Origin of the sequence: Psychroserpens luteus, from assembly GCF_015319355.1 — a bacterium.
Taxonomy (GTDB): domain Bacteria; phylum Bacteroidota; class Bacteroidia; order Flavobacteriales; family Flavobacteriaceae; genus Psychroserpens; species Psychroserpens luteus.
This window is the reverse complement of sequence record NZ_JADILU010000014.1, coordinates 1-12,786: the sequence shown is the minus strand read 5'-3', so window position 1 is coordinate 12,786 and position 12,786 is coordinate 1. Positions and strand designations below refer to the sequence as shown.

18 protein-coding genes are annotated in these 12,786 nt (G+C 30.6%); all 18 read left to right on the top strand.

Annotation, left to right across the window (positions count from 1 at the left end; all coding sequences use genetic code 11):
• Positions 1-660: hypothetical protein (locus tag IM744_RS20230; protein WP_206694526.1), on the top strand; the 660-nt coding region annotated here is incomplete at its 5' end.
• Positions 661-829: 169 nt separating this feature from the next.
• A complete protein-coding gene (locus IM744_RS20225) occupies positions 830-1,501 on the top strand; it encodes a hypothetical protein (protein ID WP_194509991.1) in 672 nt (223 codons plus the stop codon).
• 136 nt (positions 1,502-1,637) lie between these two features.
• Positions 1,638-2,327, top strand: coding sequence for a hypothetical protein (locus tag IM744_RS20220; protein WP_194509990.1), 690 nt, complete (start codon positions 1,638-1,640; stop codon positions 2,325-2,327).
• Between the two features lie 162 nt (positions 2,328-2,489).
• A complete protein-coding gene (locus tag IM744_RS20215; RefSeq protein WP_194509989.1) occupies positions 2,490-2,987 on the top strand; it encodes a hypothetical protein in 498 nt (165 codons plus the stop codon).
• Complete coding sequence (locus tag IM744_RS20210; RefSeq protein ID WP_179314881.1) at positions 2,974-3,234, top strand: hypothetical protein; 261 nt, start codon at positions 2,974-2,976, stop codon at positions 3,232-3,234. The genes IM744_RS20215 and IM744_RS20210 overlap by 14 nt, the downstream gene beginning before the upstream one ends.
• A 161-nt stretch (positions 3,235-3,395) precedes the next feature.
• Entirely contained in the window at positions 3,396-3,899 is a 504-nt protein-coding gene (locus IM744_RS20205; RefSeq protein ID WP_194509988.1) for a hypothetical protein, read from the top strand.
• Positions 3,900-4,058: 159 nt separating this feature from the next.
• Positions 4,059-4,568 (top strand): SecDF P1 head subdomain-containing protein, encoded by a 510-nt coding sequence (locus IM744_RS20200; protein WP_194509987.1) that lies wholly within the window; start codon positions 4,059-4,061, stop codon positions 4,566-4,568.
• Between the two features lie 12 nt (positions 4,569-4,580).
• Positions 4,581-4,829 carry a hypothetical protein gene (locus IM744_RS20195; RefSeq protein WP_194509986.1) on the top strand — a complete coding sequence of 83 codons (249 nt, stop codon included), beginning with the start codon at positions 4,581-4,583 and terminating at the stop codon, positions 4,827-4,829.
• 222 nt (positions 4,830-5,051) lie between these two features.
• A complete protein-coding gene (locus IM744_RS20190; RefSeq protein WP_194509985.1) occupies positions 5,052-5,807 on the top strand; it encodes a toxin-antitoxin system YwqK family antitoxin in 756 nt (251 codons plus the stop codon).
• Positions 5,808-6,011: 204 nt separating this feature from the next.
• Positions 6,012-6,698 carry a phosphatase PAP2 family protein gene (locus tag IM744_RS20185; RefSeq protein WP_194509984.1) on the top strand — a complete coding sequence of 229 codons (687 nt, stop codon included), beginning with the start codon at positions 6,012-6,014 and terminating at the stop codon, positions 6,696-6,698.
• A 212-nt stretch (positions 6,699-6,910) separates the two neighbouring features.
• Positions 6,911-7,477, top strand: a complete 567-nt coding sequence (locus tag IM744_RS20180; protein ID WP_194509983.1) for a tetratricopeptide repeat protein — start codon at positions 6,911-6,913, stop codon at positions 7,475-7,477.
• A gap of 196 nt (positions 7,478-7,673) precedes the next feature.
• Entirely contained in the window at positions 7,674-7,859 is a 186-nt protein-coding gene (locus IM744_RS20175) for a hypothetical protein (protein ID WP_194509982.1), read from the top strand.
• A 403-nt stretch (positions 7,860-8,262) separates the two neighbouring features.
• Positions 8,263-8,847, top strand: coding sequence for a CHAP domain-containing protein (locus IM744_RS20170; RefSeq protein WP_194509981.1), 585 nt, complete (start codon positions 8,263-8,265; stop codon positions 8,845-8,847).
• A gap of 181 nt (positions 8,848-9,028) precedes the next feature.
• Positions 9,029-9,448, top strand: coding sequence for a hypothetical protein (locus IM744_RS20165; protein WP_194509980.1), 420 nt, complete (start codon positions 9,029-9,031; stop codon positions 9,446-9,448).
• Positions 9,449-9,596: 148 nt separating this feature from the next.
• Positions 9,597-10,226 (top strand): leucine-rich repeat domain-containing protein, encoded by a 630-nt coding sequence (locus IM744_RS20160; protein ID WP_194509979.1) that lies wholly within the window; start codon positions 9,597-9,599, stop codon positions 10,224-10,226.
• Between the two features lie 156 nt (positions 10,227-10,382).
• A complete protein-coding gene (locus tag IM744_RS20155; protein WP_194509978.1) occupies positions 10,383-10,772 on the top strand; it encodes a hypothetical protein in 390 nt (129 codons plus the stop codon).
• 518 nt (positions 10,773-11,290) lie between these two features.
• On the top strand, positions 11,291-11,647 hold the full coding sequence (locus IM744_RS20150; protein WP_194509977.1) for a hypothetical protein: 357 nt from the start codon (positions 11,291-11,293) through the stop codon (positions 11,645-11,647).
• Between the two features lie 456 nt (positions 11,648-12,103).
• On the top strand, positions 12,104-12,502 hold the full coding sequence (locus tag IM744_RS20145; protein ID WP_194509976.1) for a hypothetical protein: 399 nt from the start codon (positions 12,104-12,106) through the stop codon (positions 12,500-12,502).
• Positions 12,503-12,786: the final 284 nt, after the last annotated feature.

Sequence of the window (12,786 nt, the reverse complement as noted above, 5' to 3'; positions counted from 1 at the left end):
TCTATATTTTTTAATTTCAGGAAATTTAAACTAAAAAATATACGGCAGACAACACGTGGTATAAATAATGGCCTAAAAAGCAAGTTTATGGAGAAGGCCACTATTCATACCACTAACCATTGTGCAACATTAACAAGAACTATGGGAATATTTGATTTTTGGAAGAAAAAACAAAACTCTGAGTCAAACACAGAGGAAATTCCTTTTCACAAGAAAATAGCGGTTGACTTACAGAATAAAACGCAAGCTGAAAAAGGAACTGTTGAAAAGTATTGGTTTGAAAATGAAAATATTGGATTAAAGAAAACTTTGTTTCATAGGATTTCAATTCCGCTAAAACCATTTGACTCTGGAATTGAATATGAATCACAACCAGTTGAAACCATAATGATTATTGAGTGGATGAATTTGAATTTATCGAATCCAGATGATTTGGATGGAATATCAATTCAGACTGATAAAGATTCTGAAACGGAAGCTTCTATATATGTTGGAAATGCTCATAACCCTTTTGATATATTCAATCTGACTTTGAATAAAATTGACGAAATAAATTATAGAGCAACTGGAAAAATAATGGTTGATTTCGAACACGAAATGGTCGCTAAAAACGAAACATTCGAATTTGACACAACGATTGAATTTAAAAAAACTGAATAAAAAATAACGTTGCACAACACCGTGTATAATTAATTGCTTTGGCAAGTGCTCATCTGGAAAATTCCTTCGGAATTTTCTCTGGCAAGTATTTGTTTACTAAATTCGTTGCTTAACCACGCAACTAACCATACACAACAACGTTAGCTGTAATTACCAGAACCAAGAATTAATGATAAGTAAAAAACTAAAAGATTTTTCAACAATTGAATTTGCAAAATTCATAGAAAAAAGACCTGGTATGTTTCTTGGGGACCAAATCACTCTTACAAATTTGTGGAATATGCTTTTGGGATTTGATGTGAATTCCACGGAAAGTATTCCACCATTCCACTACTTTAATTATTGGACTAAAAAGAAACTTAATAAGTTAGGAGGTGGCTATAGTTGGAGAAATGCAATTTTGGAGGTTAATAATTCTGATGAAAAACAGGCTTTTGACAACTTCTTTGAATTACTCGATGAATTCCTAACGTTAAAACCGAAAAGTATTAATTCTGTTTTGCTAACCGAAGAAAACTTTACGTTTTACTATAACAAAGAGAACAACAATAAAAGCCGCAGAATAATTGGCGATACAATGGATTCTGCGATTTTATATCCAGCACCTTACCAAATTAAATTAGTAGAATTTGATTATGGCACACACGCCTATCACTATAATTTTTATTATGTAGTTGGCGAATATGACAAAGGAAAGTATTCTCAAGAATTTGATGATTTGAACTCAAGTAAGGAGACTTACTCAAAAAAATTCGGAAAATTAAAGTGGACAGAAACTGATTATGGGAATATTGAAAATGAATTCAAATTGATAGTTGAAAATATAAATAACTACAGCTAACAACGTGTATAATTCATTGCTAGTTATAGCTTATTTACGAAAGTCCTCGCGGACTTTCTATCTGTGATTTATTTGCTAACTTTAGTGCTTAAACACGCAACGAAATCATACACAAACACGTTACCAGTAATTTAAAATGACAGACCTTTTAAAAAAATATTTACTTATCAAATGGTGGTTTCCATTGTTGTTTTTTCTTATTTCGTGTCTGACACTCTATTTGACAATTGGTTGGACTAATAGAATAATCTCTGAATACTTTTTCTGGTTAACTGCGGTCATTTTATTCATATCCACAATATGGCAATTCACAGATGGTAAATGGTATTTGAGTATCCTACAATTTTCAGTTTTAATAGTTCCCACAGTTGCTTTTGCAGGACTACTGATTTTAGGTCAGATTTTAAACGAAAAGTCAGAACCTCGTGAATGGACTAAAAATAATATGATTGGACTGATTCAAGAAAAAACAGATTTAAAGTTATCCGAAAATTTTAAAATTATAACTGATAGTGTTCAGCATACAGAAGGGGCTTTTGACTCTGATTACTCTTATGAATTGATAATTGAATATCAAGAACTAGAAGAAATTCAAATAAAAGAACAGATAAAAAACTCTGTGCTTTTTGACACAATTAACACGAGATATAATCCAAAATCAGTTTGGAAAATCATTGACTCTAAAACTGACAAAGGAATATGGACTTACTATAATAACGGATTTGAATTCTTGCATTGTGACAATCACAAAAATAGACCAGAACCCTTTTACTTTACCATTGACACATTGAAAAATAAAATTGAACTGAATTTGCAACACTTATAAAAAACTACTGGTAACACCGTATAAAAATAATGCGTAGTTTAGTGCTTAATCAAGAGTCCGTGCACTTTTGTTACGTCTGATTTTCCTGCGGAAAATCCTCGCACACAAAACCGCACTATTCTTATACATAAACGTTGTACGCAAGCAGAAAAACAGAACTAATTGAGAATTTTAGATTGGATAAAGAACAGAGAAGTTAAATCGGAATTTGAAAAAGCATTTTCTGACTTAAAGATAATGGGAGAAATTGAACTAAGTGCAAAAAAGACTTATGAATTACTTTGCGAATTAGACTTTAATACTTCGGACTCTCAATCTGAACTGTTAATTTCAGAATTTAATAAAATTCAGTATCAATCAAACACAAATAGTTTCTTCTACTTCTATTTCCCAATCGTGACACACATTTTATATTACAAACCAAAGTACGAGAAAGATATATTAGAATACTTAATCGGACCGAATTTCGCGAATGGAGATACTGAAACAAAGGATTTAATTCCTTTAATCAAAAGCGCAATGGAATTCAAAATATCGGAAAACAAGAACTATGTGACTAAAGAAAGTAAAAACTGGATTTTGAATGAACTACCAAAAATGGAAAAAGAAGTTGAACGTGAAGTGCAAAAGTGTTGGAAAGAACTGAATGAATTACTTTAAACGAAAATGGAATGAAACTCGCGGAGACCAATATGATAGTTGGGGAAAATCCGCTTGGTACTTTGAGACAGACAATAATGGAGAAGTCTTAAGGCAAATTGAGGCTTACGACAATGGAAAAGTCCTAAAATATGATAACCAAAATATTGATGACGAGTTTGGTGGACTTGCCGACCAAAATCTTGATTTATCTGAATTTGTGGAGTTTTCGATAGAAAAAGAAGAGTTTGAAAATAAATGGAAATAAAAGCCAACGAACAACACCGTGTATATTTAATTGCTTTATTGAGCTTACTTGCGAATATTCCTGCGGAATATTCACGGGTTCGTAAATGTTTATTAACTTAGTTGCTTAACCACGCAACTAACCATACACAACAACGTTGTGAGCAATTAAAAAAAACGTCTGTGAGAAACATTTTAAACTTGATTTTATTACTAATTTTATTAGCTTCTTGTGGTCAAAAAGAAAATAAAACGACGGATAGTAAACTCAAAAATTCCGCTCTTACAAATCAAACTGAATTATTCGAATTTAAGATACCTGACACAATTTCTCTTGGAAAACATATTGGGCGAATAACTAAATATAAGCGGAATAAAAAACCGAATTTCGACTATTTATTATCGGTAATTGTTAGTAATCAGTACGAGGACTCAAAAATAAAAATGGACACTTTCAGCAATGGAACTTTAAACCCATTTTTTGGAATAAATGGATTTAAAACTGGAACTCAAGAAATTGAATTAATAATTGAAGAACAAATAATTGAACCTTACAAAAAAGACAAGGACTCTTTTTTAGGAATAACAAAACTATATCACCAATATGACGCTCGAATTATAGTTGTAGACGGAGATTATATATCTGAAACGGAAAAAGAAATATTAACAGAAATGAAAAATAAGTAAAATAACTGCTCACAACACCGTGTATAATTAATTGCTTTGGCAAGTGCTTATTTGGAAAATTCCTTCGGAATTTTCTCGCGTTCGTATTTGTTTACTAAATTAGTTGCTGAAACACGCAACTAACCATACACAAAACCGTTGTAGTTTATTAACTTAAAAATGAAAAAATTACTAATTACATTATTGAGTCTTGCTTTATTATCTTGTCAATCTACCAAAAAAAATGTGGTTGGTATGACAGAGTTAGAGTTTCAAAACAAAACTGATTCAATTCAAAATGAAAATATTGTAAGTGGAAAGTTATGCAATGGTTGGTATCAGACATCCCAAACTGAAAATGAATTCAAACGATTTTATGTAAAAGATTCTATCTCATTTTTTATAACTCCTAGACCTAAAGTCTTAACAGATAACTTTAGTCAATCTAGAGAATTTGAAAACAATCAAGGTATAAAAGGCTTAGCTATTATTTTGGATAAAATTGGAGCAGAATCTTGGTCAGAAACGACTTTAAACAACATTGGAAGTCGCTTAGTTTTTATACTAGATAATATCATAATAACCGCTCCGATAGTTAATGCTCAAATAACAAATGGAAATACTGCTTTTTGGAAAAATGAAACTTCAAGTGACGAGTGGAAAAAGTTAAAGGAATTTACTAAAAAATAAAACAAACTATCAATGGTATTCAAGCTTATAAAAATTACTATAATCCTATTTATATTTTTGTCTTTGTTTTACGTCATATGTATTATATCTGTAGATTTCCTTACAGATATAAATCCTAACTACATTATTTTAGAAGATGGAAAAAAAGGATATTACATGAATACTGAAAATCTTTTCTTTGGGGTAATCATTGCTTTTGGAGCAACAATGCTTTCATTTTTATTAATATTTAATAAGTTAAAATATCTAATTAATAAATAAGCACTTTAAATAAAAAACAAACCACAACACTATATATAGCTCATAGGGAGGTTTTCTTGTTTTAGAAAGTGTAGAGATTAACTAAAGACCGCCAAATGTAAAATTTGGCTATTAAAAAAATAAAATTTCAATACAAAATGTTTACATTTGGCTAAGAGACTTCTAAAAACTAACTGCTAATCCTCTCCCCTACAAGCTATATATTTAACGTTGTGGTTAATTATGAAGAAACTGACTTACATATTATTAACATTCGTATTTCTGAGTTGTAAAACGGAAAAAAAAGAAATTTTCCAAGAATACAATGGAGAAATGATAAAAGTGGAATTCGATGATTCTAAAACTGATTCAACTTTAACCGGCTATGGTGGAGAATATTATCCAAACGGAAATTTAAAATCTTTGAGTTATATAAAAAATGGAGAGCCAACTGACTCGTTATTTTACTATTATGAAAACGGAAAAGTAAAAGAAAAAGGATTAGTGGAAAACGGTTTTCAAACAGGTTGGTGGATTTACTACAGAAAAGATGGATCTATTAAAGAAAAATTTGAATGGCTAACTTTGCGAGATAGTTTGTACAAAAATCAATCAATTTATTTCGACGAAAATGGAGAAATTGAATATAAAAACAGTTCTTATTTCAACTTAAAAATTCCAGATACCATTCAAATAGGAAAAAATATAGCGAGTTTTAATTATAATTCAAATATTGAAGTTTACAAAAAGCTAATGTATGTAGTGATTGAAAACAAGTACTCGGAAAATGAAATAAAATTGGATACTTTTGGAATTAAAGATAATGATTTAAGATTTGGAGTTTTTGGTCATAAAAAAGGTAAACAAAATATTAAAGGTCAAATTGTAGAGGAATTATACGAAATTCAAAAGATCGGAAATGATTCTGCAAGCGGAACTATAAGGAATCACATAAAATATTTCGAGAAAGTAGTTTATGTCTCGGATAAAAATAACTAACCACAACAACGTGTATAATTAATTGCTAGTCCTAGCCTACTTACGAATATTCCTGCGGAATATTCTATCTGTGTTTTATTTACTAAATTAGTTGCTAAATCACGCAACTAACCATACACAACACGTTGGCAAACATATGAAGAACGACTATGATTATTAGATTAAATCTAGCTAAATTGACATTTCGAAAAAAACAGACGAAATATGGATGATTTCATTATTAATATACTAAATAATCTAGACCATAGTGAAAGTTTATTTACAAAAATCATGTTTTTAATAGTAGATAATTCACTCGTAAAGGGAGGAGTAATTTTGGCAGTCCTTTGGTATCTGTGGTTCAATGAAAAAAGTAAAAATTCGCATAGCCATGAAAAAATCATAATTACTTTATATGGTAGTCTTATTGCAGTAATTGTAGGTCGGAGTTTAGCTAATCTACTCCCCTATAGAGCTAGACCTATTCTTAATCCAGAGTTCAATTTTACGCATCAAATAGATGAATTTTCTTGGTTAAATGTGTTGAGTTCTTTTCCAAGTGATCATGCCATTCTCTTTTTCTCGATAGCGACTGGAATCTTTCTTATTTCAAAAAAATGGGGTGTGTTTTCATATGTATATGTTTTATTAATTATATGTTTTCCCAGAATTCATTTAGGTTTTCATTATCCCACAGATATATTAGCTGGAGCTGGAATCGGAATTTTTATTATATGGGCGATTTCTGTCTTAAAAATATTTAGAAGGCTTACAAAGAATACAATAACACTATCCATCAAATATCCTGGTATATTTTACACTTGTTTTTTTCTTCTCAGTTATCAAATAACCACATTATTCAATGAAAGTCGTGCATTAGTTAGTGCTATGTTTCATTTCTTTTTTTTATAATATCACAAGTGAATTTTAATTAATTTTAAGTTAAAAAAATATAAAAAACGTTAGCCAACACCGTGTATAAATAATTACTTAGTATGTGTGTACTCGGAAAATCCTGCGGATTTCCCTACTGGTTCGTTTTCTTTTGCTAACTTAGTTCTAGCCAACGCAACTAACCATACACGAACACATTGTGCAACATAACTCAAAATCACGGAAACTGAATGAAATCTGAATTTGAAAAAGAAATTTTGGAAGAATATGACAAGTTTTCTCTTTCGGAAAATCTAACTGAAAAAGAATCATTGAGAAAAAGTATTCGTGAAAAAATAACCGCACAAACCGAACTGAATTCTTTAGATTATCAATTGCTTGGATTGATTGATTATAATAGAGAGAATTGGAAAGATAATTCGGAAAAAATAATTGAGAATTTTAAAAAAGCTGTCAAAACTGACAAATCGAATTTTATGGCTCAATTATATTTAGCACATATTTATCACGATATTGGAAAATTAGAACTTGGACTTGAAAATTATTTAAAAGTTGACACTAGAGCATTGAAAAAATTCCAACTATGGCGATACGTAAAACTGATTGAACAAATTGGATTTTGCACTTATAAACTGGGAAACAAAACGGCTGGAATTGTTTTCTTTGAGAAAGTATTAAAATGGTATAAAAAAACACCTGAAAATGGACTAGCAAGACCATCTGAATTAATTGATTGCTTACCTGAAAATCATCAAATTGTAATAGAAATTAAAAAAATAGAAGATTATTTGGAATAAAATTACGTTGCACAACACCGTGTATAATTAATTGCTTGGTCACTGCCGACTTACGAACATTCCTGCGGAACGTTCTATCTGTGATTTATTTGCTAAATTAGTAGCTTAACCACGCAACTAACCATACACAAGACCGTTGGCAATAATATCCAAGCAGAATGCTGAAAAAAAATATACTGAAAGAATAAACGATAGAATGAAAAGGCACAAATTTAAAACATCCAAAAAATTAAAAACGATACATCGTAAAATGATAGTAAATTTTGGTGCGGAAAACATAAGATATGAATACGAACATTATTATTTCGATATCAAAACTGAAAAAGTAGAAAGTGTACAAGCTCATTTTAAGAGAATTGGGTTAGTGTTGTTAGAAGTTTAACTGGAAGTATCTAAAATAGATGCTGAAAAAAAAAACATAATGCCGAAAATTTTTATGTGTTTTTATATCAATAAAGAATTATAATAAATCAATCCGATAGATTGAGAAAAACCGAACTGAATGTTGAAAAAAGTATTTCGGAATTATTAATCGTTTGGTATCTCTAGCAAATTAAAAAACTGAACAGAACGCTGAAAATTATTTCGAATTGAAACAAACCTTAAAAAAATAAAAATACTATCGCCAACACCGTGTATAATTAATTGCTTTATTGAGCTTACTTGCGAATATTCCTGCGGAATATTCACGGGTTCGTAAAAGTTTGCTAATTTAGTTGCTTAACCACGCAACTAACCATACACAAACACGTTGTAAATAATACCCAAAACACACTACGAACGAATTGAAAAAACGACTTTTACTAATACTCGGAATTCTGATTTTACTTATTGTTGGGTTTTTCGTATCTAAAAAAATCAATCTGAATCCGAATTATGAAGTTGGACAAAAAATTGATAGTCTGAATGGAGTTGCTGTATATTATAATGGCGGAGTTGGAAATGTAGACGGACGAGCGTTAGCGGAAGATGGTTATAATCTTGGATTGAAATATCAATGTGTGGAATTCGTAAAGCGATATTACTACGAAGAATTAAATCATAAAATGCCTGATACTTATGGACACGCAAAAGATTTTTTCAACTCGCAAATCAAAGACGGAAAAATAAACAAACAAAGGAATTTAAAGCAGTTTAAAAATCCAAGCAAATCCAAACCGAAAATAAATGATTTAGTAATTTACTCGGCAACAACGCTGAATAAGTATGGACACGTTGCTCTAGTTTCTAATGTAACCGAAAACGAAATTGAGATTATTCAACAAAATCCTGGGCCATTTGGAAGTTCAAGAGAAAAATATAAATTACTGAATAACGATGGGAAATGGAAAATTGACAATAACCGAATTTTAGGTTGGTTAAGAAAATAGCGGAAAAGTACTATTTACAACACCGTGTATAATTAATTGCTTGTTTTAAGCCTACTTACGAACATTCCTGCGGAATATTCTATCTGTGATTTATTTGCTAACTTAGTTGTCTAAATCACGCAACTAACCATACACAATCACGTTGTACACAATATGGACAAATCTCACGAATTGAATTAAAATGCTGACTGACAAAAAAGTAAACCGATTTCTAATTCCAATATTAGCCATTGTCATAATTTATTCGATTTTTAAGCAAATTAGAACGGATAAAAATGAGAATCAATTAGAATCTGAAAACAATTATGTTATAGGAGAAATTATTGACCATAGAATATCTGGAATAGCGGAAAATTATTATGTTGAATATAAGTATTTCGTAAATGGAATAAAATATGTGAAATCTGAATTTTATGCTGATAAATTTAGGGATTGTCACCAAACAAAAAAATGCATCGGATTAGAATATATTGTGTTTTACGAATCAAAAAAACCTGAAAATGCTTTTATGGATTTTGATTTAACCGAATTAGATATGAAAAAGAAAAACGTGAAATTGAAAAATATAAAGGAACAATTAGAAAAATATAAAACAGAATAAAATACTGTGTACAACACCGTGTATAATTAATTGCTTTGTTCTTCTCTACTTGCGAATATTCCTGCGGAATATTCACGGGTTCGTAAAAGTTTGCTAACTTAGTTGCTTAACCACGCAACTAACCATACACAACAACGTTAGCAATATTATGACAAAACTACTTACATACTTTCTACTAATTTCATTTTTATCTTGCAATAATAAAGTTCAAGACGAAGTAAAAACAGATGAGAATCACAAAAAAGCACCTGAATTGAATATAGCGGAATCTGATAGTTTGAATTTAACCGAGTTATTAGCAGATAATCCATTTGAACTAAATATCAGTTCCAAAAACTTAACTGAATTTCCTGACTTGAGTAGTTACGAAATACATTCTCTAAATGTTTCGAACAATAAAATAAAATCAATTCCGCAAACCAAATTACCAAAAAAATTAAGAACATTGATTGCCAATAATAATGGAATAACAAACTTTAAATTATCTAATTCCATAGATGCTTTAGAGAAAATAGATTTATCAAATAATGAACTTGATACATTTTATGTATATAAAGGTTCGAATAAAATTATTCTGAATAATAACAATCTTGTTTACGTAAAATTTTTTGGAAATAACATCAATTATCTTGACATTTCAAATAATCCGAATTTGAACAACGTGGTTGACTTTTTCCCAAGAGGAATTGACACTATTTTAAGGAACAATATTCTGAATAAAAAACCTCTTTACGACTTTTTACAAGGCAAAGATGGAGTGATAATAATAAAAGATTAAATACTATTGCTAACACCGTGTATAATTAATTGCTTGGTCACTGCCGACTTACGAACATTCCTGCGGAATATTCTATCTGTGATTTATTTGCTAAATTAGGTGCTTAAACACGCAACTAACCATACACAACAACGTTAGCACACATTTGAGAAAACTATGAGAATATTAATAATCCTTACTTTAATTTTCGGAATTAACTCTTGCACAGCGCAATCTGAATCTGAAAAAAAACTAATCGGAAAATGGATTTTGGTTGCGGAAACTGACTCTTTTGATGACGATATTGAGCCACTTACGGAAAATAACTCTGAATCGGAATCTGACTCAAAAACGGAATTGGAAACCACTCTGACTTTTAATAAGGACAAAACAATATTTATTAACCAAATGGGAAATGAATATGATGCGACTTATAAACTGACTGACTCAATTCTGACTATTGGAAATCGGAATTATATTCTGATTGAAGTCGACAAAAAGAAACTGATTTATAAAAATAAAGGCGGATTGTTTGACAAGCAATACGAATATAAAAAATCGGAATAAAAACGTGTGCTAACACCGTGTATAATTAATTGCTTTGTTCTTCTCTACTTGCGAATATTCCTGCGGAATATTCACGGGTTCGTGAAAGTTTACTAACTTAGTTACTTAACCACGCAACTAACCATACACAACAACGTTAGCGACAATTGCGCATCGCTAACTTTTGCCAACCTTACTTTTTTCGATTTTTTTTAGACTTTTAAGCCAGATAAAACAAAAAACTCAACTCTTGAAAAACATGATTGACGTCGGACTTGTTTCTCATCCGCCAAATTCGGTTCCGTTGTGATCTGCGTCGCTCATCTACTCTATTACGGCGGACTGACAAGCAGAACGACCAATCTGGAGCCATAAAAAATAAAACACTGTCGCTAACAATACCTATAATTCATTACGGCGGAATTTCCTATCGGAAATTCCCTGCATTTTTGCTATCTTTCGGTCAACGGCGGAATAACACTGCGTGTCATTCCGTAACGAAACTATAGCCTTAACGTTAGCTTTAATTGTTCCGCAAAATGAAAATCGTAACCGACAAAATAAATAGCGAACCAAATCATTCAATCACGAAAAAGGATGTGAAAGCGATTATCGGAATTGTTCCTGATGACTGGATTGGAATTGCTCACGTTTTTTCAATTTCTTCTCAACTCTTTGAGAATTCGAATTGGGACAGACCAGTTATTCAGAACAATACAACATTCAAAATATTATCACGCGGAATTGACCGAAACGAAATAATAAAAGAATTACTAATTGAATTGGCTATTAGACCAACCAAAACGTATCCACCGAAAGGACATTCTTTGACAAAATCACAACGGAAAAAATTAGAGGAATTAATAATGCCATATTATAATAAATTGACTGAATAAAACGGAATTATTACTCAAGCGGAATTTGAGCAAGTTTGCGGAATTGAAAAGCGGAATAACTATAAAACGTGCTCACTCAAATGTGTCACAACTAAAAGCTAACAACGTGTATAAAAAATTGCTTAAATTAGTGCTTAAACAAAGGTAGTTGCATTTTTGTTACGTCTGAATTTCCTTCGGAAATTCCTCGCATACAAAACCGCAACTATTCATACACAAGACCGTTGCCATTCATTGCGCAGCGCACTCTGAATGGAAAAAAAGCAGTTTTATTTTCGGATTTTTTTTTGAGTTTTAAGAAAGTAAAAACCGAAAAATCATATTGCGGAATTTTTAAAAATACGCTGGAATTTAACTCGAATGCTGACCAAAAATCACGTCTGACTTTTTAGCTCGTTTGCGGAATCAGAATCTGAATTGAAAACAACGAAAAGGTAAAAGCCATATTGAACAATTATGAAACAAGCAATTATAATAATCTTTCTATTATCATCAATCACATCTTTTAGTCAAAAAAAAGAACTGCAAGATATTGTTGGAAATTGGATATGCACTAAAGCGGAATTCAATGCGGAATCATCAGACTCTCGGATTGAGAAATATCTAACACTATTCAAGGATTCTGAATTTTGTTTTGATAACAATGAAAAATTCACACTCAAAAAAACTAATGCTGAAAATGTGTCACAAATTATAATTGATAGTTATTGGAAATTAAACAAGGAAAATCAGATAATTATAGATTATAAAAATCCATCTTCGATTTTAAAAATTGTAATTGAAACTAAAGAGAAAGAAATTTATTTTTTATTATTTGACCAAACTATGTCGTTAAAGATGGAAAGAGTAAATTAACTGACCAAAACGATATTTTGAAAAAAAACAACGAAATGGCAACACCGTGTATAATTAATTGCTAGGTTCTTCCCTACTTGCGAATATTCCTGCGGAATATTCACGGGTTCGTAAAAGTTTACTAAATTAGTTGTTTAACCACGCAACTAACCATACACAATCACGTTGTGCTTCATTATCAGAAAACGCTAACCAATGATAAAATTTTTTAGGAAAATTAGACAAAATTTACTTTCTGACAGCAATAATGGAAAGTATTTTAAATATGCAATAGGAGAAATTAT

Coding starts and splice junctions, on each gene's coding strand:
- IM744_RS20160 (WP_194509979.1), top strand. CDS start 9,597: ATGACAAAACTACTTACATACTTTCTACTAATTTCATTTTTATCTTGC.
- IM744_RS20185 (WP_194509984.1), top strand. CDS start 6,012: ATGGATGATTTCATTATTAATATACTAAATAATCTAGACCATAGTGAA.
- IM744_RS20165 (WP_194509980.1), top strand. CDS start 9,029: ATGCTGACTGACAAAAAAGTAAACCGATTTCTAATTCCAATATTAGCC.
- IM744_RS20190 (WP_194509985.1), top strand. CDS start 5,052: ATGAAGAAACTGACTTACATATTATTAACATTCGTATTTCTGAGTTGT.
- IM744_RS20145 (WP_194509976.1), top strand. CDS start 12,104: ATGAAACAAGCAATTATAATAATCTTTCTATTATCATCAATCACATCT.
- IM744_RS20200 (WP_194509987.1), top strand. CDS start 4,059: ATGAAAAAATTACTAATTACATTATTGAGTCTTGCTTTATTATCTTGT.
- IM744_RS20155 (WP_194509978.1), top strand. CDS start 10,383: ATGAGAATATTAATAATCCTTACTTTAATTTTCGGAATTAACTCTTGC.
- IM744_RS20180 (WP_194509983.1), top strand. CDS start 6,911: ATGAAATCTGAATTTGAAAAAGAAATTTTGGAAGAATATGACAAGTTT.
- IM744_RS20210 (WP_179314881.1), top strand. CDS start 2,974: ATGAATTACTTTAAACGAAAATGGAATGAAACTCGCGGAGACCAATAT.
- IM744_RS20220 (WP_194509990.1), top strand. CDS start 1,638: ATGACAGACCTTTTAAAAAAATATTTACTTATCAAATGGTGGTTTCCA.
- IM744_RS20195 (WP_194509986.1), top strand. CDS start 4,581: ATGGTATTCAAGCTTATAAAAATTACTATAATCCTATTTATATTTTTG.
- IM744_RS20150 (WP_194509977.1), top strand. CDS start 11,291: ATGAAAATCGTAACCGACAAAATAAATAGCGAACCAAATCATTCAATC.
- IM744_RS20175 (WP_194509982.1), top strand. CDS start 7,674: ATGAAAAGGCACAAATTTAAAACATCCAAAAAATTAAAAACGATACAT.
- IM744_RS20225 (WP_194509991.1), top strand. CDS start 830: ATGATAAGTAAAAAACTAAAAGATTTTTCAACAATTGAATTTGCAAAA.